This is a genomic window from Pseudomonas sp. 5C2, assembly GCF_034314155.1.
Taxonomy (GTDB): domain Bacteria; phylum Pseudomonadota; class Gammaproteobacteria; order Pseudomonadales; family Pseudomonadaceae; genus Aquipseudomonas.
Window position 1 is genome coordinate 500,792 of sequence record NZ_JAVIWH010000003.1, and the last position, 24,941, is coordinate 525,732.

Here is a 24,941-nt window from a genome sequence, read left to right on the forward strand (position 1 = left end):
CGATTAACCCTCGACTCGCAGCATGTAGTAAGCCTTGTTGATCATCCCGCGATTCTCGGGAGTATCTAGCACTTCTACAGTGTGACCGATGCGACGCAGACCCAAACCCTTAACGCACAATTTGTGGTTAGGGATGCGACCGGTCATGCTTTTGATCAGCGTTACTTTAACGGTAGCCATGATCAGAAGATCTCCTTGACACTTTTACCGCGCTTGGCAGCAATAGATTCAGGAGATTGCATAGCTTTCAAACCTTTAAAAGTGGCGTGAACCACGTTTACCGGGTTAGTCGAGCCGTAGCACTTGGCCAGTACGTTCTGAACACCAGCAACTTCCAACACTGCGCGCATAGCGCCGCCAGCGATGATACCAGTACCTTCAGACGCAGGCTGCATGTACACCTTCGAAGCGCCATGAGCAGACTTCATTGCGTACTGCAGAGTGGTACCGTTAAGGTCCACCTGAATCATGTTGCGACGAGCAGCTTCCATTGCTTTCTGGATCGCAGCAGGCACTTCACGTGACTTGCCACGGCCGAAACCAACACGCCCTTTACCATCACCCACCACGGTCAACGCGGTGAAAGTGAAGATACGGCCGCCTTTAACGGTTTTAGCAACGCGGTTCACTTGAACCAGCTTCTCAATGTAGCCTTCGTCGCGTTTTTGGTCGTTATTTGACATAACTTAGAACTCCAGCCCGCCTTCACGAGCAGCATCAGCCAGCGCCTTGACGCGGCCGTGGTACTTGAAGCCAGAACGGTCAAAAGCCACTTGCGAGACGCCTACGGCTTTCGCACGCTCAGCGACCAGCTGGCCAACCTTAGTGGCCGCGTCGATGTTGCCAGTGGCTCCATCACGCAGTTCTTTGTCCAAAGTCGAGGCGCTCGCCAAGACTTTGCTGCCGTCGGCCGAGATGACCTGGGCATAAATGTGCTGCGAAGAGCGGAACACGCAGAGACGCACGACTTCTAGCTCGTGCATTTTCAAGCGTGCTTTGCGAGCGCGACGCAGTCGGGTAACTTTTTTGACGGTCATTTGCTATGCCCTACTTCTTCTTGGCTTCTTTACGGCGGACGACTTCGTCTGCGTAACGCACACCTTTGCCTTTGTACGGCTCAGGACGGCGGAAGTCGCGGATCTCAGCGGCCACTTGACCAACCAACTGCTTATCGATACCTCGGATGAAGATATCGGTCTGGTTGGGAGTCTCAGCGGTGATGCCATTCGGCAGGTCGTATTCCACTGGATGCGAAAAGCCGAGAGCCAGGGACAGCACTTTGTCTTTTGCTTGCGCTTTATAACCGACACCGACCAGCTGGAGCTTACGCTCGAAGCCTTGGCTTACGCCTTGGACCATGTTGTTAACCAGTGCACGAGTGGTGCCGGCCATTGCACGAGTCTGTTGATCGCCATTGCGAGCAGCGAAACGCAGCTCACCAGCTTCTTCAACAATCTCAATGGACGAATGGATGTTCAGATCTAGAGTGCCCTTGGCACCCTTCACCGAAAGCTGCTGGCCGACGAGTTTAACTTCGACGCCTGCTGGCAACTTAACGGGGTTCTTAGCTACGCGTGACATGCTTATCCCCCCTCAGAACACTGTGCAAAGAACTTCGCCGCCGACACCGGCAGCGCGCGCAGCACGATCCGTCATCACACCTTTGTTGGTGGAGACGATAGACACACCGAGACCGCCACGAACTTTTGGCAGATCATCGACGGACTTGTACTGACGCAGGCCTGGACGGCTAACGCGCTTCACTTCTTCGATGACTGGACGGCCTTCGAAGTACTTCAGCTCGATGGATAGCAGCGGTTTGATTTCGCTGCTGATCTGATAACCCGCAATGTAACCTTCGTCCTTGAGGACTTTGGCTACAGCTACCTTCAACGTGGAAGATGGCATGCTTACGACGGGCTTTTCAGCCATCTGGGCATTACGGATACGAGTTAGCATGTCCGCTAACGGGTCCTGCATACTCATGGGCTAGACGCTCCTGTTACAAAAATAATTAGCCTTGCGGCTACAGCTTGTCGCCGAGAAACTCCGGGCAAATGAAAGCACGGGCTCAGGCGAGCCGATCATTCTAGACACACCCCGGAAATGAATCAAGCCCCAAAAGGGGCTTGATTCAAAATCACGCTTCACACAGACCAATCTTTTACAAGATTGACCCGTGCGAGACGAGATGGACGCCTTACCAGCTAGCCTTGACCAGACCAGGAACGTCGCCACGCATTGCTGCTTCACGCAGCTTGTTACGGCCAAGGCCGAACTTGCGATAGACGCCGTGTGGACGGCCAGTGATGCGGCAGCGGTTACGCATGCGCGCAGCGCTTGCGTCACGTGGCTGCTTCTGCAGAGCTACTTGAGCTTCCCAACGTGCTTCTGGACTTGCGTTCAGATCAACGATGATAGCTTTCAGTTCTGCACGCTTCTTGGCGTACTTGGCAACCGTGAGCTGACGTTTCAGCTCGCGGTTTTTCATGCTCATCTTGGCCATTGTCCTACTCCAATCAGTTGCGGAACGGGAACTTGAAGGCACGCAGCAATGCGCGACCCTCGTCATCCGTACGAGCAGTGGTGGTCAGGGTAATGTCCAGACCGCGAAGAGCATCGATCTTGTCGTAATCGATTTCCGGGAAAATGATCTGCTCTTTAACGCCCATGCTGTAGTTACCACGACCATCGAAGGACTTGGCATTCAGGCCGCGAAAATCGCGAACCCGAGGCAGGGAGATCGACAGCAGACGATCCAGGAATTCGTACATACGATCGCGACGCAGAGTGACTTTAACGCCGATCGGCCAACCTTCACGGACTTTAAAGCCAGCGATGGATTTCCGAGCGTAAGTCACAACGACTTTCTGACCGGTGATCTTTTCCAGGTCAGCAACAGCGTGCTCGATGACTTTTTTGTCACCGACCGCTTCGCCAAGACCCATGTTAAGGGTGATCTTTGTAACGCGCGGAACTTCCATCACGTTCGAAAGCTTAAGTTCTTCCTTAAGTTTCGGAGCGATTTCCTTCCGGTAAATCTCTTTTAGTCGTGCCATGGTCTTCTACCTAGCAGTGTTCAAGCATCAACCGCTTTTTGGGTCGACTTGAAGACACGAATTTTCTTGCCGTCTTCAACTTTGAAACCAACGCGGTCAGCCTTGTTGGTTGCGCCGTTGAAAATGGCGACGTTAGAAGCGTGTAATGGCGCTTCTTTCTCGACGATACCGCCCTGAACGCCCGACGCCGGGTTAGGCTTGGTATGACGCTTAACCAGGTTGAGCCCACCAACGACCAGACGGTCGTCAACGAGAACCTTAAGCACCTTACCGCGCTTACCTTTGTCTTTGCCGGCGATCACGATGATCTCGTCGTCACGACGAATCTTTTGCATGTCGGATCTCCTTACAGCACTTCTGGGGCGAGCGAGACGATCTTCATGAACTTCTCAGTACGAAGTTCACGGGTCACTGGCCCAAAGATACGGGTGCCAATCGGCTCTTGCTTGTTGTTCAACAGAACAGCAGCGTTGCCGTCAAAGCGGATGATGGAGCCGTCAGCACGACGAACACCATGGCGAGTGCGGACTACTACTGCAGTCATCACTTGGCCTTTTTTCACCTTGCCGCGCGGAATTGCTTCCTTGACGGTCACTTTGATGATGTCACCGATACCAGCGTAACGACGATGGGAGCCACCCAGCACCTTGATGCACATAACGCGGCGTGCGCCGCTGTTATCGGCCACATCGAGCATGGATTGAGTCTGAATCATATAATTTCTCCGACCCCTAGTCCTTAGACTTCCACAGCGCGTTCGAGAATATCAACCAATGCCCAAGACTTGGTCTTGGCCAGCGGACGAGTTTCACGAATCGTGACTTTGTCGCCGATGTGGCACTGATTGGTTTCGTCGTGCGCGTGCAGCTTAGTCGAACGCTTAACATATTTACCGTAGATCGGGTGCTTTACGCGACGCTCGATCAGAACGGTGATGGTCTTGTCCATCTTGTCGCTGACAACACGGCCAGTCAGCGTACGGACGGTTTTTTCGGCTTCAGCCATGATCACTTACCTGCCTGCTGGTTAAGCACAGTCTTCACGCGAGCAATGTCACGTTTAACTTGCGAGAGCAGGTGAGACTGCCCCAACTGGCCAGTTGCTTTCTGCATACGCAGATTGAACTGGTCGCGCAGCAGGCCGAGCAATTGCTCGTTCAGCTGCTGTGCTGATTTTTCACGAAGTTCATTCGCTTTCATCACATCACCGTCCGTTTAACAAAGGAGGTGGCGAGTGGCAGCTTCGCAGCAGCCAGGGCGAAAGCCTCACGCGCCAGCTCTTCAGTAACACCCTCGATTTCATACAGGACTTTGCCTGGCTGAATCTGGGCAACCCAGTACTCAACGTTACCCTTACCTTTACCCATCCGAACTTCGAGTGGCTTTTTGGTTACAGGTTTGTCCGGGAATACACGGATCCAGATTTTGCCGCCACGTTTAACGTGACGGGTCAGTGCACGACGCGCTGACTCAATCTGACGAGCGGTGAGACGACCACGAGCAACAGACTTCAGCGCATATTCGCCGAAGCTGACTTTGCTACCGCGCTGAGCCAAGCCACGGTTGTGGCCTGTCATCTGCTTGCGGAACTTCGTACGCTTTGGTTGCAACATTTGGCGTACCCCTTACTTAGCAGCTTTTTTACGAGGCGCTGGTGCTTGTGGTTTCAGCTCTTCTTGGCGACCACCAATTACTTCGCCTTTGAAGATCCAAACCTTTACACCGATCACACCATAAGTGGTGTGAGCTTCGTAGTTGGCATAGTCGATGTCAGCACGCAGGGTGTGCAGTGGCACACGACCCTCGCGATACCATTCAGTACGTGCGATTTCAGCACCGCCGAGACGACCGCTCACTTGGATTTTGATGCCTTTGGCACCAATGCGCATGGCGTTCTGAACAGCGCGCTTCATAGCGCGACGGAACATTACGCGACGCTCCAGCTGCTGAGCTACGCTCTGCGCAACCAGCATACCGTCAAGCTCCGGCTTGCGGATCTCTTCGATATTGATGTGCACAGGCACACCCATTTGCTTGGTCAGGTCCTGACGCAGTTTCTCAACATCTTCACCTTTCTTGCCGATCACGATGCCGGGACGAGCGGTGTGGATGGTGATACGTGCAGTCTGAGCCGGACGATGGATATCGATACGGCTTACGGACGCGCTTTTTAGTTTGTCTTGGAGATACTCGCGCACCTTCAGATCAGCGAACAAATAGTCCGCATAAGTCCGACCGTCTGCGTACCAGACGGAGGTGTGCTCCTTGACGATTCCCAGGCGAATGCCAATGGGATGTACTTTCTGACCCATCTCTTCGACTCCGTTACTTGTCAGCAACCTTGACAGTGATATGGCAAGACCGCTTGACGATGCGATCAGCGCGGCCTTTGGCACGCGGCATGATTCGCTTCAGCGAACGCCCTTCGTTGACGAAAACGGTGGAGACCTTAAGGTCATCAACGTCTGCGCCTTCGTTATGCTCGGCGTTGGCTACGGCCGACTCCAGCACTTTCTTCAGGATCTCGGCGGCTTTCTTACTGCTGAAAGCCAACAGGTTGAGCGCTTCGCCCACCTTCTTCCCGCGGATCTGGTCGGCGACCAAGCGGGCTTTCTGGGCGGAGATTCGAGCGCCCGACAACTTAGCGGCTACTTCCATCGTTCCTTACCCCTTAACGCTTGGCTTTCTTGTCTGCCACGTGCCCACGATAAGTGCGGGTACCGGCAAACTCGCCTAGTTTATGGCCGACCATGTCTTCGTTCACAAGAACTGGGACATGTTGACGACCGTTATGCACAGCAATGGTCAAACCGACCATTTGCGGCAGAATCATAGAACGGCGCGACCAGGTCTTAACTGGTTTGCGATCATTCTTTTCCGCCGCCACTTCGATCTTCTTCAGTAGGTGAAGATCGATAAAAGGACCTTTTTTCAGAGAACGTGGCACTGTCGTATCCCTCTATTTACTTGCGACGACGGACGATCATTTTGTCGGTACGCTTATTACCACGAGTCTTCGCGCCCTTAGTCGGGAAGCCCCACGGCGATACCGGATGACGACCACCAGAGGTACGACCTTCACCACCACCATGTGGGTGGTCAACCGGGTTCATGGCAACACCACGAACGGTTGGGCGAACGCCACGCCAGCGTTTGGCACCAGCTTTACCCAGCGAACGCAGGCTGTGCTCGGAGTTCGAGACTTCGCCAAGCGTTGCACGGCATTCAGCCAATACTTTACGCATTTCACCAGAGCGCAGACGCAGGGTCACGTAGACACCATCACGCGCTACCAGCTGAGCAGAAGCACCAGCGGAACGAGCGATTTGCGCGCCTTTACCCGGCTTCAACTCGATGCCGTGTACGGTGCTACCCACTGGAATGTTGCGCAACTGAAGAGCGTTGCCCGGCTTGATCGGTGCCAAGGCACCTGCGATCAGCTGGTCGCCAGCACTAATGCCTTTAGGGGCAATAATGTAGCGGCGCTCGCCATCTGCGTACAACAGCAGGGCGATGTGAGCAGTACGGTTTGGATCGTATTCGATACGCTCAACGGTGGCACTGATGCCATCTTTGTCGTTACGACGGAAATCGACCAAACGATAATGCTGCTTATGACCACCACCGATGTGACGAGTGGTAATACGGCCATTGTTGTTACGACCACCAGTCTTCGATTTCTTCTCGAGCAGCGGTGCGTGAGGAGCGCCTTTATGCAGCTCCTGGTTGACCACCTTGACCACAAAACGGCGGCCAGGGGAAGTCGGTTTGCATTTAACGATTGCCATGATGCACCCCTTCCTTACTCAGCACTGCTGCTGAAATCGAGATCTTGGCCCGGTTGAAGGGAAATAATCGCCTTCTTCCAGTCATTACGCTTGCCCAGACCGCGAGCAGTACGTTTGCTCTTACCCAGAACATTCAGGGTAGTAACACGCTCTACTTTCACGCTGAACAGGCTTTCGACGGCCTTCTTGATTTCCAGCTTGGTTGCGTCAGTAGCAACCTTGAAAACGAACTGGCCTTTCTTGTCAGCCAGAACCGTAGCCTTCTCGGAAACGTGCGGGCCGAGTAGAACTTTAAATACGCGTTCCTGGTTCATCCCAGCAGCTCCTCGAATTTCTTCACGGCCGACACGGTGATCAACACCTTGTCGTATGCGATCAGACTAACTGGATCGGAACCCTGTACGTCACGAACATCAACGTGCGGCAGGTTACGAGCAGCCAGGTACAGGTTCTGATCAACAGCATCAGACACGATCAAGACATCAGTCAGACCCATGCCATTCAGCTTGTTCAGCAGGTCTTTGGTTTTCGGCGCTTCAACTACGAAGTCCTGAACCACGACCAGACGATCAGTACGTACCAGCTCAGCAAGGATGGAGCGCAATGCTGCGCGATACATCTTCTTGTTGAGTTTCTGGGAGTGATCCTGAGGACGAGCAGCAAAAGTGGTACCGCCGCCACGCCAGATTGGGCTACGGATAGTACCGGCACGAGCACGACCAGTACCTTTCTGACGCCATGGGCGCTTACCGCCACCGGAAACGTCTGAACGGGTCTTCTGGGCCTTGCTACCTTGACGGCCGCCGGCCATGTAGGCCACGACTGCTTGGTGAACCAGCGTCTCGTTGAACTCGCCGCCGAACGTCAGTTCGGAAACTTCGATCGCCTGAGCGTCATTTACATTTAATTGCATGTCAGCTTCCCCTTAACCGCGAGCCTTGGCTGCCGGACGTACAACCAGGTTGCCGCCAGTAGCGCCAGGAACAGCACCCTTGACCAACAACAGATTGCGTTCAGCGTCCACGCGCACCACTTCCAGGGACTGCACGGTCACGCGCTCAGCGCCCATATGACCGGACATTTTTTTGCCCTTGAATACACGACCAGGAGTCTGGCACTGGCCGATTGAGCCCGGGACGCGGTGGGATACGGAGTTGCCGTGAGTATTGTCTTGGCCACGGAAATTGTGGCGTTTGATCGTACCCTGGAAACCTTTACCTTTGGACTGACCGGTCACATCGACCATCTGACCAGCGGCGAAGATTTCTGCATTGATTACGTCGCCAGCCTGGTAGTCGCCTTCTTCAAGACGAAACTCCCAAACACCGCGACCAGCAGCAACGTTCGCTTTTGCGAAGTGACCTGCTTGAGCAGCAGTCACACGCGAAGCACGACGCACACCGACAGTGACTTGCACTGCACGATAGCCATCAGTTTCTTCGGTTTTGAACTGGGTGACGCGATTCGGCTCGATCTCAATGACCGTAACCGGAATGGAGACACCTTCTTCGGTGAAAATACGGGTCATACCGCATTTACGACCGACTACACCAATAGTCATGTTGTAAACCTCATGAGTGTACGGGGCTTTCACCCGCTATGGCCGCCCATTTCAGAGCGTTACACGACTAAGACCCGAGTCTTAGCCGAGGCTGATCTGTACTTCCACACCGGCCGCAAGATCAAGCTTCATAAGTGCGTCAACGGTTTTATCCGTTGGCTGGACGATGTCCAGAACGCGCTTGTGAGTACGGATCTCATACTGGTCGCGCGCGTCTTTGTTGACGTGCGGAGAAACCAGAACAGTGAACCGCTCTTTACGGGTAGGAAGTGGAATCGGACCACGCACCTGTGCACCAGTACGTTTCGCGGTTTCCACGATTTCCTGGGTGGATTGGTCGATCAGACGATGGTCAAAAGCCTTCAACCTGATACGGATTTGCTGATTTTGCATTGGATTTCAGACTCCCAGCTGCTATTCCCACCGGACGCAATACGCCCGTTAAAAGGAGGCGCAATTCTATAGACGGCCCAACCTAGTGTCAACCCAATAAAAAAGCCCCCGCAAGCGGGGGCCCTTTTATCAATCAACGCTTACGCGAGGATCTTGGCTACTACGCCAGCGCCGACGGTACGACCGCCTTCACGAATGGCGAAACGCAGACCTTCTTCCATCGCGATGGTTTTGATCAGGGTAACAGTCATTTGAATGTTATCACCTGGCATTACCATTTCAACGCCTTCTGGCAATTCGCAGTTACCGGTCACGTCAGTTGTACGGAAGTAGAACTGTGGACGGTAGCCTTTGAAGAACGGAGTATGACGGCCGCCTTCTTCTTTGCTCAGAACGTAAACTTCTGCGGTGAACGTGGTGTGCGGCTTAACCGAACCCGGCTTGACCAGAACCTGGCCACGCTCAACGTCTTCACGCTTGGTACCGCGCAACAGCACGCCGCAGTTCTCGCCAGCACGACCTTCGTCGAGCAGCTTACGGAACATTTCAACGCCGGTGCAGGTAGTGGTGACGGTGTCACGCAGACCAACGATCTCGATCGATTCCTGGATCTTGATGATCCCACGCTCGATACGACCTGTTACCACGGTGCCACGACCAGAGATCGAGAACACGTCTTCGATTGGCATCAGGAACGGCTTGTCGATCGCACGCACTGGATCTGGGATGTAGCTGTCCAGAGTCTCAAGCAGCTTAAGAACCGAAGTGGTACCCATTTCGTTATCGTCCAGACCTTCCAGCGCCATACGCGCGGAACCGATAATGATTGGAGTATCGTCACCTGGGAAGTCGTAAGTGCTCAGCAGATCGCGCACTTCCATCTCAACCAGTTCCAACAGCTCAGCGTCGTCTACCAAGTCAGCCTTGTTCAGGTAAACAACGATGTACGGAACACCTACCTGACGGGACAACAGGATGTGCTCGCGAGTCTGAGGCATAGGACCATCAGCTGCCGAGCAAACCAGGATAGCGCCGTCCATCTGCGCAGCACCGGTGATCATGTTCTTCACATAGTCAGCGTGACCTGGGCAGTCAACGTGAGCGTAGTGACGGATCTTGGTGTGGTATTCAACGTGAGCAGTGTTGATGGTGATACCACGAGCCTTTTCTTCCGGCGCGCTATCGATGCTGCCGAAATCAGCTGCTTTACCACCAAACGCTTCTGCAGCCACTCGAGTCAGAGCAGCAGTCAGAGTGGTTTTGCCATGGTCAACGTGACCAATGGTGCCAACGTTGACGTGCGGGAGGGTACGTTCAAATTTTTCTTTAGCCACGACAATTAACTCCTAGCCTAAAGGGGCTGAATCAGCCTTGTTTTTTAGTGACAGCTTCGACGATATGCGCCGGAGCTACATCGTATTTTTTGAATTCCATAGAGTAGCTCGCGCGACCCTGAGACATGGAACGGACGTCGGTCGCATAACCGAACATCTCACCCAACGGAACCTCGGCGCGAATCACTTTGCCGGAAACCGTATCTTCCATACCCAAGATCATGCCGCGACGACGATTCAAGTCGCCCATCACGTCACCCATATAGTCCTCAGGTGTAACAACCTCTACAGCCATGACCGGCTCAAGCAGAACACCACCACCTTTAGTGGCCAACTGCTTGGTCGCCATGGAAGCAGCCACCTTAAACGCCATCTCGTTGGAGTCGACGTCATGGTAAGAACCATCGAACACAGTAGCCTTCAGGCCGATCAGCGGATAGCCGGCAACAACGCCGTTCTTCATCTGCTCTTCGATACCCTTCTGGATAGCCGGGATGAATTCCTTAGGAACCACACCACCCACTACTTCGTTCACGAATTGCAGACCTTCCTGACCTTCGTCAGCAGGAGCAAAACGAATCCAGCAGTGGCCGAACTGACCACGACCGCCGGACTGGCGAACGAACTTGCCTTCGATCTCACAGGCCTTCGTGATTTTTTCACGATAGGAAACCTGTGGCTTACCGATGTTGGCTTCGACGTTGAACTCACGGCGCATCCGGTCTACCAGGATGTCCAGGTGCAACTCGCCCATGCCAGAGATGATCGTTTGACCAGTCTCTTCATCAGTTTTGACGCGGAAAGATGGATCTTCCTGAGCAAGTTTGCCCAGAGCGATACCCATTTTTTCCTGGTCATCCTTAGTCTTTGGCTCAACGGCAACCGAAATAACGGGTTCCGGGAAGTCCATACGAACGAGGATGATCGGCTTGTCGCTCGAGCAAAGGGTGTCACCGGTGGTGACGTCCTTCATACCAATCAAGGCCGCGATGTCACCAGCGCGTACTTCCTTGATCTCTTCACGAGTGTTCGCATGCATTTGCACCATACGACCAACGCGCTCTTTCTTGCCCTTGACCGAGTTGATCACGCCGTCGCCGGAGCTCAACACGCCCGAGTAAACGCGCACGAAAGTCAGAGTACCCACGAATGGGTCGGTAGCAATTTTGAAAGCCAGAGCCGAGAACGGTTCGTCGTCGTTTGCATGACGTTCCATAGCGACTTCTTCGTCATCCGGGTCAGAACCCTTGATGGCTGGAATGTCAGCTGGAGCCGGCAGGAAATCGATAACGGCGTCTAGAACCAGGGGAACGCCCTTGTTCTTGAACGAAGAACCGCAGACAGCAAGAACGATCTCACCAGCGATAGTACGCTGACGCAGAGCAGACTTGATCTCTTCGATGGTGAGCTCTTCACCTTCGAGGTACTTGTTCATCAACTCTTCAGTGGCTTCGGCCGCAGCCTCTACCATGTTGCCGCGCCACTCTTCAGCCAGCTCAAGCATGTCCGCCGGAATTGCTTCGCGGCGTGGAGCCATGCCCTTGTCAGCATCATCCCAGTAGACCGCTTCCATGTTGATCAGATCGATCTGACCCTGGAAGTTATCTTCAGCGCCAATAGCGAGCTGAATAGGGACTGGAGTGTGACCCAGGCGCTGCTTGATCTGAGCGACAACGCGCAGGAAGTTAGCACCCGCACGGTCCATCTTGTTTACGTAAACAAGACGCGGAACACCGTATTTGTTGGCTTGACGCCATACGGTTTCCGACTGAGGCTCAACACCCGAAGTGCCACAGAACACAACGACAGCGCCATCAAGTACGCGCAGCGAACGCTCTACTTCAATAGTGAAGTCAACGTGGCCAGGGGTGTCGATGATGTTGAAGCGATACTTGTCGAACTGCTTGGCAGAACCCGACCAGAAGGCCGTGGTTGCAGCGGAGGTGATAGTGATACCACGCTCCTGCTCCTGCACCATCCAGTCCATGGTCGCGGCGCCATCATGCACCTCGCCCATTTTGTGGTTTACGCCAGTGTAAAAAAGGACGCGCTCGGTGGTGGTGGTTTTACCAGCATCCACGTGAGCTACGATACCAATGTTACGGTAGCGGTTAATCGGAGTAGTACGAGCCATAAAGCCCTCGCAAAATTAGTGATGCCGAAATTAGAAGCGGTAGTGCGAGAAAGCCTTGTTGGCTTCAGCCATACGGTGCACGTCTTCACGCTTCTTAACTGCAGCACCTTTACCTTCAGCAGCGTCCATCAATTCGCCAGCCAAACGCAGAGCCATAGACTTTTCGCCACGCTTGCGCGCGAAGTCTACCAACCAGCGCATTGCCAGGGCGTTACGACGGGACGGACGAACTTCGACCGGAACCTGGTAAGTAGCACCGCCTACACGGCGCGACTTCACTTCGACCAGCGGAGCGATGGCGTCGAGAGCTTTCTCGAAGATTTCCAGGGGGTCGCTGTTCTTGCGTTCTTTAACCTTTTCCAGCGCGCCATAAACGATACGCTCGGCAACGGCTTTCTTGCCGCTTTCCATCACGTGGTTCATGAACTTGGCCAGAATCTGGCTGCCGTATTTTGGATCGTCAAGCACATCGCGCTTGGCTGCTACGCGTCTTCTTGGCATGGATAAGCCCTCAAACGGTCTTCAGGTTAGCTCGGGACCACAGCGCTCTTGCGAGGTGCGCCCGACCTTACTCTTATCGACTCAGAAAAATAGAAATCTGCAATTTATCGCAAAAAACGGCCGATTACTTCGGACGTTTGGTACCGTATTTCGAACGACCTTGGTTACGACCTTTAACGCCGGAAGTATCCAGGGAGCCGCGAACGGTGTGGTAACGAACACCTGGCAAGTCTTTTACACGACCGCCACGAATCAGTACGACGCTGTGCTCTTGCAGGTTGTGACCTTCACCACCGATGTACGAGGAAACCTCGAAACCGTTGGTCAGGCGCACACGGCATACTTTACGCAGTGCCGAGTTTGGTTTTTTCGGCGTAGTTGTATACACACGGGTGCATACGCCACGACGTTGCGGGCAGTTCTGCAGCGCAGGTACGTCGGATTTCTCGACGATACGCTTACGCGGCTGACGTACCAGCTGGTTGATAGTTGCCATCTACTAGCTCCACTGTTGTCTTGCGACGCTATTGTCTTACAAGAAAAGCAAAATGGCAGGACACGAGTCCCGCCAAATTTAGGGGTACAAGAGTCTAAAGAGGATCCTGCCCCCAGTCAAGACAAAGCCCCAACCTCCCCGACCATGAAGACAACAGCATAACGCCATTGCCTTTTGGCCGGGAGGGCCAGGGCTTCAATCTTAATTACCGCTTGAGTTCAACGCTTCGGTCAGTGCAGCTTCGACTTCACTGGCGCTAACACGCAACGGTTTGTCTGCTTCACGGCGACGTTTGCGCTCGCTGTGATAAGCCAGACCGGTACCGGCCGGGATCAAACGACCCACGACCACGTTTTCTTTCAGGCCGCGCAAGTAGTCGCGCTTGCCGGTTACAGCCGCTTCGGTCAGTACCCGCGTTGTCTCCTGGAAGGAGGCTGCGGAGATGAACGACTCGGTGGACAACGATGCCTTGGTGATACCCAGCAACACACGAGTGAACTTGGAAACGAATTTCTCGTCCGCGCTCAGGCGCTCGTTCTCGACCAGAACATGCGTCAACTCCATCTGGTCGCCCTTGATGAAGGTTGAATCGCCAGACTCGGCGATCTCAACTTTACGCAGCATCTGACGAAGAATCGTTTCGATGTGCTTATCGTTGATTTTCACGCCTTGCAGACGATAAACGTCTTGGATCTCGTTAACGATGTACTTGGCCAGCGCACTCACACCCAGCAGACGCAGGATATCGTGTGGATCGCTCGGGCCGTCGGAGATGACTTCACCGCGGTTCACTTGCTCGCCTTCGAAGACGTTCAGGTGACGCCACTTTGGAATCAGCTCTTCGTACAAGTCGCTGCCATCGTTCGGGGTAATGACCAGACGGCGCTTGCCTTTGGTCTCTTTACCGAACGCGATGGTGCCGCTGACCTCAGCCAGAATGGAGGCTTCTTTCGGACGACGCGCTTCGAACAAGTCGGCAACACGCGGCAGACCACCGGTGATGTCACGGGTTTTCGAAGTCTCTTGCGGGATACGGGCGATAACATCACCGATCGCAACCTGCACACCATCCGCAACACCGACCAGGGCGTTAGCCGGCAGGAAGTACTGAGCCGGTACGTCGGTACCTGGCAGCAGCAGATCCTTGCCATCCACACCGACCATCTTAACGGCAGGACGGATGTCCTTACCGGCAGCTGGACGGTCTTTGGCGTCGAGTACTTCGATGTTGGTCATACCGGTCAATTCGTCTGTCTGACGCTTGATCGTGATGCCTTCTTCCATGCCCACGTAGGTCACGGTACCTTTCATCTCGGTGACGATTGGGTGAGTGTGCGGATCCCACTTGGCCACGATTGCGCCAGCGTCGACCTTGTCGCCTTCCTTCACCGAAATCACAGCACCGTACGGCAGCTTGTAACGCTCACGCTCACGACCGTAGTCATCAGCAATAGCCAGTTCACCAGAACGAGACACTGCAACCAGGCAACCATCAACTCGCTCAACGTGCTTCAGGTTGTGCAGGCGGACAGTACCGCCATTCTTCACCTGAACGCTGTCAGCAGCAGAGGTCCGACTTGCCGCACCACCGATGTGGAACGTACGCATGGTCAGCTGAGTACCCGGCTCACCGATCGACTGCGCAGCGATTACGCCGACAGCTTCACCGATGTTCACCTGATGCCCGCGAGCCAGGTCACGACCGTAGCACTTGGCGCAGATACCGAAACGAGTTTCGCAGCTGATTGGCGAACGTACGATCACTTCATCGATGCTGTTCAGCTCGATGAACTCAACCCACTTCTCGTCAACCAGGGTGCCTGCAGGAACGATGACATCATCGGTACCCGGCTTGAACACGTCACGGGCGATAACTCGACCCAGTACGCGCTCACCCAATGGCTCAACGACGTCGCCGCCTTCAATGTGCGGCGTCATCAGCAGACCGTGCTCGGTACCGCAGTCGACTTCTGTAACCACCAGATCCTGAGCCACGTCTACCAGACGACGAGTCAGATAACCGGAGTTCGCAGTTTTCAACGCGGTATCCGCCAAACCTTTACGAGCACCGTGAGTGGAGATGAAGTACTGAAGTACGCTCAAACCTTCACGGAAGTTCGCAGTGATCGGCGTTTCGATGATCGAGCCATCCGGCTTGGCCATCAAGCCACGCATACCTGCGAGCTGACGAATCTGTGCAGCGGAACCCCGTGCGCCGGAGTCAGCCATCATGTACATCGAGTTGAAGGATTCCTGATCAACTTCGACGCCATGACGGTCGATGACTTTCTCTTTCGAGAGGTTCGACATCATCGCCTTGGAAACTTCGTCGTTGGCCTTGGACCAAAGGTCGATCACCTTGTTGTACTTCTCGCCCTGGGTTACCAGGCCTGAGGCGTACTGACTTTCGATCTCTTTAACTTCTTCGGTCGCAGCGTCGATGATGCGAGCTTTTTCATCAGGGATAACGAAGTCGTTAACACCAATGGAAACACCCGAAATAGTCGAGTAGGCAAAACCGGTATACATCAATTGGTCAGCGAAAATAACGGTCTCTTTCAAACCAACCACGCGGTAGCACTGGTTGATCAGTTTGGAGATCGCTTTTTTCTTCATCGGCTGGTTGACCACGTCGTACGACAGGCCGGCCGGAACCACCTGGAACAACAGCGCACGGCCGACGGTTGTGTCGACGATACGGGTGTTCTTGACGCTGCCACCATCACGATCATTGACGGTTTCGTGGATGCGGACTTTGACTTTGGCATGCAGCGCGGCTTCGCCGGCACGGAACACACGGTCAACTTCCTGCAGATCCGCGAACACACGACCTTCGCCCTTGGCGTTGATCGCTTCACGCGTCATGTAGTACAGACCCAATACAACGTCCTGCGACGGAACGATGATTGGCTCACCGTTGGCTGGCGACAGGATGTTGTTGGTCGACATCATCAGCGCACGCGCTTCGAGCTGGGCTTCCAGCGTCAGCGGTACGTGAACGGCCATTTGGTCGCCGTCGAAGTCGGCGTTGTACGCAGCACAGACCAACGGGTGAAGCTGAATAGCTTTACCTTCGATCAGAACCGGTTCAAACGCCTGGATACCCAGACGGTGAAGAGTCGGTGCACGGTTGAGGAGAACCGGGTGTTCGCGAATCACTTCAGCGAGAACGTCCCAAACCTCTGGCAACTCGCGCTCAACCATTTTCTTCGCGGCTTTGATGGTGGTGGCGAGGCCACGCATTTCCAACTTACCGAAAATGAACGGCTTGAACAGCTCGAGAGCCATTTTCTTTGGCAGACCGCACTGGTGCAGACGCAGAGCCGGGCCTACGGTAATTACCGAACGACCCGAGTAGTCAACACGCTTACCGAGCAAGTTCTGACGGAAACGACCTTGCTTACCCTTGATCATGTCAGCCAGGGACTTCAGAGGACGCTTGTTCGAACCAGTAATGGCACGGCCACGACGGCCGTTGTCGAGCAAGGCATCGACCGCTTCCTGCAACATACGCTTTTCGTTGCGCACGATGATGTCCGGTGCGGACAGATCAAGCAGGCGCTTCAAGCGGTTGTTACGGTTGATCACTCGACGATACAGATCGTTGAGGTCGGACGTCGCGAAACGACCACCGTCAAGCGGAACCAAAGGACGCAGATCTGGCGGCAGAACCGGCAGAACGGTCAGCACCATCCACTCAGGAAGGTTGCCGGAACCCTGGAAGGCTTCCATCAACTTCAAGCGCTTGGACAGCTTCTTGATTTTGGTTTCGGAGTTGGTTTGCGGAATTTCTTCGCGCAGACGGCCAATCTCGTGTTCCAAGTCGATAGCGTGCAGCAGTTCACGGACAGCTTCAGCACCCATACGGGCGTCGAAGTCATCGCCGAACTCTTCGAGTGCTTCAAAGTACTGCTCGTCGTTGAGCAGTTGACCCTTTTCAAGGGTGGTCATGCCTGGATCGATAACGACATAGCTCTCGAAATAGAGAACGCGTTCGATATCACGCAGGGTCATGTCCATCAGCAAGCCGATACGGGACGGCAGGGACTTCAGGAACCAGATGTGGGCAACTGGCGAGGCCAGTTCGATGTGAGCCATACGCTCGCGACGAACTTTTGCCAGCGCGACTTCTACGCCGCACTTCTCGCAGATCACACCACGATGCTTCAAGCGCTTGTACTTACCGCACAGGCACTCGTAATCCTTTACCGGGCCAAAGATCTTGGCGCAGAACAGGCCGTCACGCTCAGGTTTGAACGTACGGTAGTTGATGGTTTCCGGTTTTTTAACTTCACCGAACGACCACGAACGGATCATCTCAGGCGATGCCAATCCAATACGGATGGCGTCGAACTCTTCGACTTGACCCTGGTTTTTCAGCAAATTCAGTAGGTCTTTCAAGGCCTTTCCTCCTGGCGGAGCAGGGAGCAGGCAATACAGCCCTGCTCCCAATTCGCGTCACGTGTTATTCGGTTTCCAGATCGATATCGATACCGAGCGAACGAATTTCTTTGATCAACACGTTGAAGGACTCGGGCATGCCCGGCTCCATACGGTGATCGCCGTCCACGATGTTTTTGTACATCTTGGTCCGACCGTTCACATCGTCCGACTTCACTGTGAGCATTTCTTGCAGAGTGTAAGCCGCGCCGTATGCTTCCAGCGCCCACACTTCCATCTCCCCGAAACGCTGACCACCGAACTGAGCCTTACCACCCAGCGGCTGCTGGGTAACCAGGCTGTAAGAACCAGTGGAACGCGCGTGCATCTTGTCGTCCACCAAGTGGTTCAGCTTCAGCATGTACATGTAGCCAACTGTTACCGGGCGCTCGAATTTGTTGCCGGTACGACCGTCGAACAGCTGCATCTGGCCGCTTTCTGGCATATCAGCCAGTTTAAGCATTGCCTTGATTTCGCTTTCCTTGGCACCGTCGAACACCGGAGTTGCCATTGGCACGCCGTTGCGAAGGTTCTTCGCGAGATCCAGGATTTCCTTGTCGGTGAAGTCTTCCAGATTTTCCTGGCGACCGCCGATTTCGTTGTAGATCTCGTTGAGGAACTTGCGCAAGTCTGCGACTTTACGCTGCTCTTCAAGCATACGGTTGATCTTCTCACCCAAGCCCTTGGCAGCAAGGCCCAGGTGGGTTTCAAGGATCTGACCGACGTTCATACGCGAAGGTACGCCCAGCGGGTTGAGGACGATATCGACCGGTGTGCCATTGGCATCGTGCGGCATGTCTTCAACTGGCATGATCACGGAGACCACACCTTTGTTACCGTGACGACCAGCCATCTTGTCACCCGGCTGGATGCGACGGCGGATTGCCAGGTAAACCTTGACGATCTTCAGAACGCCAGGTGCCAGGTCATCGCCCTGCTGCAGCTTGCGTTTCTTGTCTTCGAACTTGTCATCCAAAAGACGGCGACGATCAACGATGTAAGCCTGAGCCTTCTCGAGCTGCTCGTTCAGAGCATCTTCAACCATGCGCAGTTTGAACCACTGACCATGCTCGAGACCGTCGAGAATTTCGTCGGTGATGTCCTGACCCTTCTTCAGACCTGCGCCGCCTTCAGCCGTACGGCCTACCAAAGCGGAACGCAGACGTTCGAACGTAGCGCCTTCGACGATACGGAACTCTTCGTTCAAGTCCTTACGGATTTCGTCGAGCTGGATCTTCTCGATGGACAGAGCACGAGCATCACGCTCAACACCGTCACGAGTGAAGACCTGAACGTCGATGACAGTGCCCTTGGTACCCGTAGGTACGCGCAGGGAAGTGTCCTTAACGTCGCTCGCCTTCTCACCGAAGATCGCACGCAACAGTTTTTCTTCTGGTGTCAGCTGGGTCTCGCCTTTCGGAGTGACCTTACCGACCAGAATGTCGCCAGCGCCGACTTCAGCACCGACATAAACGATACCGGCTTCATCAAGCTTGTTCAGTGCAGCTTCACCCACGTTCGGAATGTCTGCAGTGATCTCTTCAGGCCCAAGCTTGGTGTCACGAGCCACACAGGTCAGTTCCTGAATGTGGATCGTGGTGAAACGGTCTTCTTGAACAACACGCTCGGACAGGAGGATGGAGTCTTCGAAGTTGTAACCGTTCCACGCCATGAATGCGATGCGCATGTTCTGACCCAGAGCCAGCTCACCCATATCGGTGGACGGACCGTCAGCCATGATGTCGCTACGCTCAACCCGATCACCCTTGCTCACCAGCGGACGCTGGTTGATGCAGGTGTTCTGGTTGGAACGGGTGTATTTGGTCAGGTTGTAGATGTCTACACCAGCTTCACCGGTTTCAACTTCGTCATCAGCAACACGAACCACGATACGGCTGGCATCGACCGAGTCGATCACGCCGCCACGACGAGCCACGACGCAAACACCGGAGTCACGGGCAACGTTACGCTCCATCCCGGTGCCGACCAGCGGCTTGTCGGAACGCAGGGTCGGTACCGCCTGACGCTGCATGTTCGAACCCATCAACGCACGGTTGGCGTCGTCATGCTCGAGGAACGGGATCAGCGAGGCCGCTACCGAAACTACCTGCTTCGGCGAAACGTCCATCAGCGTCACGTCTTCAGGCGCCTTGACGGTGAATTCGTTGAGGTGACGTACCGCAACCAATTCGTCGATCAGGTGACCGGTGTCGTTCATCGTGGCCGAAGCCTGAGCGATAACGTGATCCGCTTCTTCGATAGCCGAGAGGAACACGATTTCGGTAGTCACCAGTGCGTCTTTAACCACACGGTACGGGCTTTCGAGGAAGCCGTACTGGTTGGTACGCGCATAGGCAGCCAAGGAGTTGATCAGACCAATGTTCGGACCTTCCGGCGTTTCAATCGGGCATACACGACCATAGTGAGTCGGGTGTACGTCACGAACTTCGAAGCCGGCACGTTCACGAGTCAAACCACCAGGGCCGAGTGCAGAGACACGACGCTTGTGGGTGATCTCGGACAGCGGGTTGTTCTGGTCCATGAACTGCGAAAGCTGGCTGGAACCGAAGAACTCTTTGACCGCGGCTGCGACTGGCTTGGCGTTGATCAGGTCTTGAGGCATCAGACCTTCGCTTTCCGCCATCGACAGACGCTCTTTGACCGCACGCTCTACACGTACCAGGCCAACGCGGAACTGGTTTTCGGCCATTTCGCCAACACAACGAACACGACGGTTACCCAAGTGGTCGATGTCATCGACGATGCCTTTCCCGTTACGGATATCAACCAGCGTCTTCAGGACGGCGACGATATCTTCTTTGCACAACACACCCGAACCTTCGATCTCGGTACGACCGATACGACGGTTGAACTTCATCCGACCGACTGCAGACAGGTCATAGCGCTCAGGGCTGAAGAACAGGTTGTTGAACAGCGTTTCGGCTGCATCTTTGGTCGGTGGCTCACCAGGACGCATCATGCGATAGATCTCGACCAGCGCTTCCAATTGGTTGCTGGTGGAGTCGATCTTCAGCGTGTCAGAGACAAACGGACCGCAATCGATATCGTTGGTGTACAACGTTTCGACACGGACAACCTGAGCCTTGGCGATTTTTGCCAGAATCTCGGTGTTCAGCTCCGTGTTGCATTCGGCAATGATTTCGCCGGTCGCTGGATGCACGATGATCTTGGCGGTAGTGCGACCCAGGACATAGTCCATAGGCACTTCCAGCTCTTTGATCCCGGCTTTTTCCATCTGGTTTACATGGCGAGCGGTGATCCGACGACCTTGTTCGACAATGACTTTGCCTTTGTCGTCCAAGATGTCAATAGCCGCAATTTCACCACGAAGACGCTGAGGAATCAGCTCCAGATTCAGGTTTTCACCCTGCACATGGAAAATGTTGGTGGTATAGAACGCATCGAGCACTTGCTCAGTCGTATAGCCCAGCGCGCGCAACAATACGGACGCAGGCAGCTTACGACGACGGTCGATACGAACGAACACGCAGTCTTTCGGGTCGAACTCGAAGTCCAGCCACGAGCCGCGGTATGGAATGATACGCGCGGAATAAAGCAGCTTACCGGAGCTGTGCGTCTTACCGCGGTCGTGGTCGAAGAACACGCCCGGGGAACGGTGCAACTGGGAAACGATTACGCGCTCGGTACCGTTGATTACGAAGGTACCGTTCTCAGTCATCAGGGGAATTTCACCCATGTAGACTTCTTGCTCTTTGATGTCCTTGATCGCTTTATTCGACGATTCTTTGTCGAAAATGATCAAACGGACCTTGACCCGCAAAGGCACAGCGTAAGTCACACCGCGCAGCACGCACTCTTTGACATCAAATGCCGGTTCGCCCAAGCGATAACCCACATACTCCAGCGCAGCATTGCCGGAGTAGCTGATGATCGGGAAAACGGATTTGAAGGCTGCATGCAGACCGACGTCGCGGAACTGATCTTTGGTAGCTCCCGCTTGCAGGAATTCGCGATACGAATCCAGCTGGATGGCCAGGAGATAAGGCACATCCATTACGTCCGGCAACTTGCTAAAGTCCTTGCGGATACGTTTTTTCTCAGTATATGAGTAAGCCATCAGCGTTCCCCAGCTTGGTCACCTGCTTGTTTGGCTTCTCCCGACGGGAGCAGCCAGAAAATCGTGCAAACCCCTTGGTTTGCACCACCCGCATCGGGTGGCTCTTACACGTTACAGATGCTGACCAGGCCAGCCATCTATAACGGAAAAAGGCCGGTGGCAAGAGCCACCAGCCATCAGCCTTTCGCTTAACGCTTGGGCTGGATACGCAAAGTCGATGCTTATTTCAGCTCGACTTTAGCGCCTGCTTCTTCCAGAACAGCTTTGGCTTTGTCAGCAGCATCTTTCGATACAGCTTCCAGAACGATGCCAGGAGCGCCGTCAACTACAGCTTTGGCTTCTTTCAAGCCCAGGCCAGTCAGTTCACGTACAGCCTTGATCACGTTAACTTTCTTCTCGCCAGTTTCGGTCAACATAACGTTGAATTCAGTCTGCTCTTCAACAACAGCGGCAGCAGCAGCTGGGCCGGCGGAAGCAGCGGCAGCAGAAACGCCGAATTTTTCTTCGAAAGCTTTGATCAGCTCAACAACCTGCAGAACGGACATTTCAGCTACGGCGTTGAGGATATCGTCTTGAGAGATAGACATGACTCTAATTCCTGATTTGGGGACGGCCTACGCGGCCATCGAAATAAACAAAAATACGCGAGAAGAAGTGCTCAGCCTTAAGCTGCGGCCGCTTCTTTTTGTTCGCGAACAGCCGCCAGAGTACGAGCCAACTTGCTGGTAGCGCCTTGAATCACGCTCATCAGCTGAGAAATAGCTTCGTTACGGGTCGGCAGAGTTGCCAGTACGTCGATCTGATTAGCTGCGAGGAACTTGCCCTCGAACGCAGCTGCCTTGATCTCGAACTTATCCTGACCTTTGGCGAATTCCTTGAACAAACGGGCAGCAGCGCCAGGGTGTTCGTTGGAGAACGCAACCAAGGTCGGGCCTGTGAACACGTCGTTGAGCACGTCATATTGAGTGCCTGCAACGGCGCGTCGCAGCAAGGTGTTACGTACAACACGTACGTAAACGCCTGCTTCACGGGCCTCTTTACGGAGTCCGGTCATAGCGCTTACTGTCACACCGCGGGCATCAGCCACGACAGCGGACAGAGCTACTTTGGCAGCCTCGTTGACTTCAGCGACGATGGCCTTCTTGTCTTCGAGTTTAATTGCCACGGGTTAACTCCTGCTTGTTACCGTTTCATCCAACCGAGGTCGGATGTCGTTTTGGTGTCTGATTCGGTAAGGAACCGGGAGCACCATCTGCGTAGGCTTGAGGTTTAAGACTTTCGCCGCCTACGGTCTTGGATAGCCCCCGCCAGGCAGGGACCCCAATCTTTCATAGGTGCAGTCGCCTGCACCCATTTGTCTTACGCGTCCAGCGAGCCTTGGTCGATGACCAGACCTGGGCCCATAGTGGTGCTCAGGGTAACGCGCTTGACATAAATACCTTTCGAAGAAGCTGGCTTGATACGCTTCAAATCAGCGATCAGCGCTTCAACGTTTTCCTTCAACTTGACAGCGTCGAAACCGACTTTGCCAACGGAAGTGTGGATGATGCCGTTTTTGTCGGTGCGATAACGAACCTGACCAGCCTTGGCGTTTTTAACCGCCGTGGCTACGTCTGGCGTCACAGTGCCGACTTTAGGGTTAGGCATCAGGCCACGTGGGCCGAGGATCTGACCCAACTGACCAACAACACGCATCGCGTCCGGGGAGGCGATAACAACGTCGAAGTTCAGGTTACCGGCTTTCATTTCGGCGGCCAGGTCGTCCATACCAACACGATCAGCGCCAGCAGCCAGAGCAGCTTCAGCAGCAGGGCCCTGGGTGAACACAGCAACGCGAACAGTTTTGCCAGTGCCGTGCGGAAGCACGGTTGCACTGCGAACAACCTGATCGGATTTACGCGGGTCAACACCAAGGTTAACCGCAACGTCAACAGATTCGCTGAACTTGACCGTCGACAGCTCGGTCAACAGAGCAGCTGCGTCTGCGAAGTTATAAGCTTTGCCCGGCTCAATTTTAGCCGCGATAGCTTTTTGGCGCTTAGTCAACTTAGCCATTACACACCCTCCACGTTAAGGCCCATGCTACGAGCAGAGCCAGCGATGGTACGCACAGCGGCGTCCATATCACTTGCTGTCAGATCCGCGTTTTTGGTTTTCGCGATTTCTTCCAGCTGAGCACGGGTCACGGTGCCAACCTTAACGGTGTTCGGACGAGCGGAACCGCTAGTCAGACCAGCAGCCTTCTTCAGCAGAACCGAAGCAGGTGTGGATTTGGTTTCGAAAGTGAAGCTACGGTCGCTGTAGACAGTGATGATCACTGGAGTCGGCAGACCTGCTTCAAGACCCTGAGTACGGGCGTTGAAAGCCTTGCAGAATTCCATGATGTTCACGCCATGCTGACCCAGAGCAGGACCAACAGGTGGGCTTGGGTTAGCCTGAGCGGCCTTCACTTGCAGCTTGATGTAAGCGGTAATTTTCTTGGCCATGAGGCACTCCAATTACGGGTTCAGACGCCTAAAAAGGCTCCCCGGTTACTTGCGCGTTTATCCCAGTGACGACAAAACCCCACAGCCTAGGGCTGCGGGGTTGGGATTTTCGTTCAGCTATGCCTTTTCGACCTGGCTGAACTCTAACTCTACCGGAGTAGAGCGACCGAAAATAAGCACAGCCACTTGGATCCGGCTTTTTTCGTAGTTAACTTCTTCAACCGTGCCGTTAAAATCAGCGAATGGACCGTCGGTGACACGAACAACTTCACCTGGCTCGAACAGTGTTTTTGGCTTCGGTTTGTCGCTACCATCAGCGACGCGACGCAGAATCGCTTCTGCCTCTTTATCAGTGATCGGTGCTGGCTTATCAGCAGTACCGCCTATGAAACCCATCACACGAGGAGTGTCCTTGACCAAGTGCCAAGTACCCTCATTCATATCCATCTGTACCAGCACATAGCCTGGAAAGAATTTGCGCTCGCTTTTGCGTTTCTGGCCATTACGCATTTCAACCACTTCTTCAGTGGGAACCAGAATTTCGCCGAAGCCTTCTTCCATGCCAGCCAGCTTCACACGCTCAAGCAGAGAGCGCATGACATGCTTCTCATAACCGGAGTAAGCATGCACTACGTACCAACGCTTAGCCAC

Annotated in this window: 31 protein-coding genes; all 31 read right to left on the minus strand. The window is 54.3% G+C overall.

Features of this window, described 5'->3' with window-relative positions; all coding sequences use genetic code 11:
- Positions 1 to 3 precede the first annotated feature (3 nt).
- Positions 4 to 180, minus strand: coding sequence for a 50S ribosomal protein L30 (rpmD, locus tag RGU44_RS17050; RefSeq protein WP_003186033.1), 177 nt, complete (start codon positions 178 to 180; stop codon positions 4 to 6).
- 2 nt (positions 181 to 182) lie between these two features.
- A complete protein-coding gene (gene rpsE, locus RGU44_RS17055; RefSeq protein WP_003186035.1) occupies positions 183 to 683 on the minus strand; it encodes a 30S ribosomal protein S5 in 501 nt (166 codons plus the stop codon).
- A gap of 3 nt (positions 684 to 686) precedes the next feature.
- Positions 687 to 1,037 (minus strand): 50S ribosomal protein L18, encoded by a 351-nt coding sequence (gene rplR, locus RGU44_RS17060; RefSeq protein ID WP_219062777.1) that lies wholly within the window; start codon positions 1,035 to 1,037, stop codon positions 687 to 689.
- Positions 1,038 to 1,047: 10 nt separating this feature from the next.
- Complete coding sequence (rplF, locus tag RGU44_RS17065) at positions 1,048 to 1,581, minus strand: 50S ribosomal protein L6 (RefSeq protein ID WP_219062778.1); 534 nt, start codon at positions 1,579 to 1,581, stop codon at positions 1,048 to 1,050.
- A 12-nt stretch (positions 1,582 to 1,593) separates the two neighbouring features.
- A complete protein-coding gene (gene rpsH / locus RGU44_RS17070; protein ID WP_065833640.1) occupies positions 1,594 to 1,986 on the minus strand; it encodes a 30S ribosomal protein S8 in 393 nt (130 codons plus the stop codon).
- A gap of 214 nt (positions 1,987 to 2,200) precedes the next feature.
- Positions 2,201 to 2,506, minus strand: coding sequence for a 30S ribosomal protein S14 (rpsN, locus tag RGU44_RS17075; protein WP_219062780.1), 306 nt, complete (start codon positions 2,504 to 2,506; stop codon positions 2,201 to 2,203).
- A 13-nt stretch (positions 2,507 to 2,519) separates the two neighbouring features.
- Positions 2,520 to 3,059, minus strand: coding sequence for a 50S ribosomal protein L5 (rplE, locus tag RGU44_RS17080; RefSeq protein ID WP_219062782.1), 540 nt, complete (start codon positions 3,057 to 3,059; stop codon positions 2,520 to 2,522).
- A gap of 20 nt (positions 3,060 to 3,079) precedes the next feature.
- Positions 3,080 to 3,394 carry a 50S ribosomal protein L24 gene (gene rplX / locus RGU44_RS17085; protein WP_219062783.1) on the minus strand — a complete coding sequence of 105 codons (315 nt, stop codon included), beginning with the start codon at positions 3,392 to 3,394 and terminating at the stop codon, positions 3,080 to 3,082.
- A gap of 11 nt (positions 3,395 to 3,405) precedes the next feature.
- Entirely contained in the window at positions 3,406 to 3,774 is a 369-nt protein-coding gene (rplN, locus tag RGU44_RS17090) for a 50S ribosomal protein L14 (protein WP_002555479.1), read from the minus strand.
- Between the two features lie 23 nt (positions 3,775 to 3,797).
- A complete protein-coding gene (gene rpsQ, locus RGU44_RS17095; protein WP_003444370.1) occupies positions 3,798 to 4,064 on the minus strand; it encodes a 30S ribosomal protein S17 in 267 nt (88 codons plus the stop codon).
- A 2-nt stretch (positions 4,065 to 4,066) separates the two neighbouring features.
- Positions 4,067 to 4,258: a 50S ribosomal protein L29 gene (rpmC, locus tag RGU44_RS17100; protein ID WP_002555481.1), complete on the minus strand. Its 192-nt coding sequence runs from the start codon at positions 4,256 to 4,258 to the stop codon at positions 4,067 to 4,069.
- Positions 4,258 to 4,671, minus strand: coding sequence for a 50S ribosomal protein L16 (gene rplP, locus RGU44_RS17105; RefSeq protein WP_095080428.1), 414 nt, complete (start codon positions 4,669 to 4,671; stop codon positions 4,258 to 4,260). The genes rpmC and rplP overlap by 1 nt, the downstream gene beginning before the upstream one ends.
- A gap of 12 nt (positions 4,672 to 4,683) precedes the next feature.
- A complete protein-coding gene (gene rpsC, locus RGU44_RS17110; protein WP_003176422.1) occupies positions 4,684 to 5,370 on the minus strand; it encodes a 30S ribosomal protein S3 in 687 nt (228 codons plus the stop codon).
- Between the two features lie 13 nt (positions 5,371 to 5,383).
- Positions 5,384 to 5,716: a 50S ribosomal protein L22 gene (gene rplV / locus RGU44_RS17115; RefSeq protein WP_002555485.1), complete on the minus strand. Its 333-nt coding sequence runs from the start codon at positions 5,714 to 5,716 to the stop codon at positions 5,384 to 5,386.
- 13 nt (positions 5,717 to 5,729) lie between these two features.
- Positions 5,730 to 6,005 (minus strand): 30S ribosomal protein S19, encoded by a 276-nt coding sequence (rpsS, locus tag RGU44_RS17120; RefSeq protein ID WP_002555486.1) that lies wholly within the window; start codon positions 6,003 to 6,005, stop codon positions 5,730 to 5,732.
- Between the two features lie 16 nt (positions 6,006 to 6,021).
- Positions 6,022 to 6,846 carry a 50S ribosomal protein L2 gene (rplB, locus tag RGU44_RS17125; protein WP_322182370.1) on the minus strand — a complete coding sequence of 275 codons (825 nt, stop codon included), beginning with the start codon at positions 6,844 to 6,846 and terminating at the stop codon, positions 6,022 to 6,024.
- A gap of 14 nt (positions 6,847 to 6,860) precedes the next feature.
- A complete protein-coding gene (gene rplW, locus RGU44_RS17130) occupies positions 6,861 to 7,160 on the minus strand; it encodes a 50S ribosomal protein L23 (RefSeq protein ID WP_017129879.1) in 300 nt (99 codons plus the stop codon).
- Positions 7,157 to 7,759, minus strand: coding sequence for a 50S ribosomal protein L4 (gene rplD / locus RGU44_RS17135; RefSeq protein ID WP_219062785.1), 603 nt, complete (start codon positions 7,757 to 7,759; stop codon positions 7,157 to 7,159). The genes rplW and rplD overlap by 4 nt, the downstream gene beginning before the upstream one ends.
- A 12-nt stretch (positions 7,760 to 7,771) precedes the next feature.
- Entirely contained in the window at positions 7,772 to 8,407 is a 636-nt protein-coding gene (gene rplC, locus RGU44_RS17140; RefSeq protein ID WP_219062787.1) for a 50S ribosomal protein L3, read from the minus strand.
- 81 nt (positions 8,408 to 8,488) lie between these two features.
- Positions 8,489 to 8,800, minus strand: a complete 312-nt coding sequence (rpsJ, locus tag RGU44_RS17145) for a 30S ribosomal protein S10 (protein WP_003186070.1) — start codon at positions 8,798 to 8,800, stop codon at positions 8,489 to 8,491.
- Positions 8,801 to 8,940: 140 nt separating this feature from the next.
- A complete protein-coding gene (gene tuf, locus RGU44_RS17150; protein WP_219062788.1) occupies positions 8,941 to 10,134 on the minus strand; it encodes an elongation factor Tu in 1,194 nt (397 codons plus the stop codon).
- Positions 10,135 to 10,165: 31 nt separating this feature from the next.
- Positions 10,166 to 12,268: an elongation factor G gene (gene fusA / locus RGU44_RS17155; protein WP_322182373.1), complete on the minus strand. Its 2,103-nt coding sequence runs from the start codon at positions 12,266 to 12,268 to the stop codon at positions 10,166 to 10,168.
- Between the two features lie 30 nt (positions 12,269 to 12,298).
- Positions 12,299 to 12,769 carry a 30S ribosomal protein S7 gene (gene rpsG, locus RGU44_RS17160; protein ID WP_003400433.1) on the minus strand — a complete coding sequence of 157 codons (471 nt, stop codon included), beginning with the start codon at positions 12,767 to 12,769 and terminating at the stop codon, positions 12,299 to 12,301.
- Positions 12,770 to 12,893: 124 nt separating this feature from the next.
- Positions 12,894 to 13,265 carry a 30S ribosomal protein S12 gene (rpsL, locus tag RGU44_RS17165; RefSeq protein ID WP_003186084.1) on the minus strand — a complete coding sequence of 124 codons (372 nt, stop codon included), beginning with the start codon at positions 13,263 to 13,265 and terminating at the stop codon, positions 12,894 to 12,896.
- A gap of 201 nt (positions 13,266 to 13,466) precedes the next feature.
- Complete coding sequence (rpoC, locus tag RGU44_RS17170) at positions 13,467 to 17,666, minus strand: DNA-directed RNA polymerase subunit beta' (RefSeq protein ID WP_219062790.1); 4,200 nt, start codon at positions 17,664 to 17,666, stop codon at positions 13,467 to 13,469.
- A 64-nt stretch (positions 17,667 to 17,730) separates the two neighbouring features.
- Positions 17,731 to 21,804, minus strand: coding sequence for a DNA-directed RNA polymerase subunit beta (gene rpoB, locus RGU44_RS17175; protein WP_322182396.1), 4,074 nt, complete (start codon positions 21,802 to 21,804; stop codon positions 17,731 to 17,733).
- A 221-nt stretch (positions 21,805 to 22,025) separates the two neighbouring features.
- Entirely contained in the window at positions 22,026 to 22,391 is a 366-nt protein-coding gene (gene rplL, locus RGU44_RS17180) for a 50S ribosomal protein L7/L12 (RefSeq protein WP_219062792.1), read from the minus strand.
- A gap of 77 nt (positions 22,392 to 22,468) precedes the next feature.
- Complete coding sequence (gene rplJ, locus RGU44_RS17185) at positions 22,469 to 22,969, minus strand: 50S ribosomal protein L10 (protein ID WP_219062794.1); 501 nt, start codon at positions 22,967 to 22,969, stop codon at positions 22,469 to 22,471.
- A 194-nt stretch (positions 22,970 to 23,163) separates the two neighbouring features.
- Positions 23,164 to 23,859, minus strand: a complete 696-nt coding sequence (gene rplA, locus RGU44_RS17190; RefSeq protein ID WP_219062796.1) for a 50S ribosomal protein L1 — start codon at positions 23,857 to 23,859, stop codon at positions 23,164 to 23,166.
- Positions 23,859 to 24,290 (minus strand): 50S ribosomal protein L11, encoded by a 432-nt coding sequence (rplK, locus tag RGU44_RS17195; RefSeq protein ID WP_219062797.1) that lies wholly within the window; start codon positions 24,288 to 24,290, stop codon positions 23,859 to 23,861. The genes rplA and rplK overlap by 1 nt, the downstream gene beginning before the upstream one ends.
- 117 nt (positions 24,291 to 24,407) lie before the next feature.
- On the minus strand, positions 24,408 to 24,941 hold the full coding sequence (gene nusG / locus RGU44_RS17200) for a transcription termination/antitermination protein NusG (RefSeq protein ID WP_219062798.1): 534 nt from the start codon (positions 24,939 to 24,941) through the stop codon (positions 24,408 to 24,410).

Bases quoted from the DNA above. Each gene is read 5' to 3' on its own strand.
- rplD (WP_219062785.1), bottom strand. From the start codon at position 7,759: ATGCAATTAAATGTAAATGACGCTCAGGCGATCGAAGTTTCCGAACTG.
- rplF (WP_219062778.1), bottom strand. From the start codon at position 1,581: ATGTCACGCGTAGCTAAGAACCCCGTTAAGTTGCCAGCAGGCGTCGAA.
- rpmD (WP_003186033.1), bottom strand. From the start codon at position 180: ATGGCTACCGTTAAAGTAACGCTGATCAAAAGCATGACCGGTCGCATC.
- rpsG (WP_003400433.1), bottom strand. From the start codon at position 12,769: ATGCCAAGAAGACGCGTAGCAGCCAAGCGCGATGTGCTTGACGATCCA.
- rplW (WP_017129879.1), bottom strand. From the start codon at position 7,160: ATGAACCAGGAACGCGTATTTAAAGTTCTACTCGGCCCGCACGTTTCC.
- rpsE (WP_003186035.1), bottom strand. From the start codon at position 683: ATGTCAAATAACGACCAAAAACGCGACGAAGGCTACATTGAGAAGCTG.
- rplX (WP_219062783.1), bottom strand. From the start codon at position 3,394: ATGCAAAAGATTCGTCGTGACGACGAGATCATCGTGATCGCCGGCAAA.
- fusA (WP_322182373.1), bottom strand. From the start codon at position 12,268: ATGGCTCGTACTACTCCGATTAACCGCTACCGTAACATTGGTATCGTA.
- rplR (WP_219062777.1), bottom strand. From the start codon at position 1,037: ATGACCGTCAAAAAAGTTACCCGACTGCGTCGCGCTCGCAAAGCACGC.
- rplP (WP_095080428.1), bottom strand. From the start codon at position 4,671: ATGTTGCAACCAAAGCGTACGAAGTTCCGCAAGCAGATGACAGGCCAC.
- rplE (WP_219062782.1), bottom strand. From the start codon at position 3,059: ATGGCACGACTAAAAGAGATTTACCGGAAGGAAATCGCTCCGAAACTT.
- rpsH (WP_065833640.1), bottom strand. From the start codon at position 1,986: ATGAGTATGCAGGACCCGTTAGCGGACATGCTAACTCGTATCCGTAAT.
- rplB (WP_322182370.1), bottom strand. From the start codon at position 6,846: ATGGCAATCGTTAAATGCAAACCGACTTCCCCTGGCCGCCGTTTTGTG.
- rpsN (WP_219062780.1), bottom strand. From the start codon at position 2,506: ATGGCCAAGATGAGCATGAAAAACCGCGAGCTGAAACGTCAGCTCACG.
- rplA (WP_219062796.1), bottom strand. From the start codon at position 23,859: ATGGCTAAGTTGACTAAGCGCCAAAAAGCTATCGCGGCTAAAATTGAG.
- rplN (WP_002555479.1), bottom strand. From the start codon at position 3,774: ATGATTCAGACTCAATCCATGCTCGATGTGGCCGATAACAGCGGCGCA.
- rpsC (WP_003176422.1), bottom strand. From the start codon at position 5,370: ATGGGTCAGAAAGTACATCCCATTGGCATTCGCCTGGGAATCGTCAAG.
- rpsJ (WP_003186070.1), bottom strand. From the start codon at position 8,800: ATGCAAAATCAGCAAATCCGTATCAGGTTGAAGGCTTTTGACCATCGT.
- rpmC (WP_002555481.1), bottom strand. From the start codon at position 4,258: ATGAAAGCGAATGAACTTCGTGAAAAATCAGCACAGCAGCTGAACGAG.
- rpoB (WP_322182396.1), bottom strand. From the start codon at position 21,804: ATGGCTTACTCATATACTGAGAAAAAACGTATCCGCAAGGACTTTAGC.
- rplK (WP_219062797.1), bottom strand. From the start codon at position 24,290: ATGGCCAAGAAAATTACCGCTTACATCAAGCTGCAAGTGAAGGCCGCT.
- rplC (WP_219062787.1), bottom strand. From the start codon at position 8,407: ATGACTATTGGTGTAGTCGGTCGTAAATGCGGTATGACCCGTATTTTC.
- rplV (WP_002555485.1), bottom strand. From the start codon at position 5,716: ATGGAAGTAGCCGCTAAGTTGTCGGGCGCTCGAATCTCCGCCCAGAAA.
- rpsQ (WP_003444370.1), bottom strand. From the start codon at position 4,064: ATGGCTGAAGCCGAAAAAACCGTCCGTACGCTGACTGGCCGTGTTGTC.
- rpsL (WP_003186084.1), bottom strand. From the start codon at position 13,265: ATGGCAACTATCAACCAGCTGGTACGTCAGCCGCGTAAGCGTATCGTC.
- rplL (WP_219062792.1), bottom strand. From the start codon at position 22,391: ATGTCTATCTCTCAAGACGATATCCTCAACGCCGTAGCTGAAATGTCC.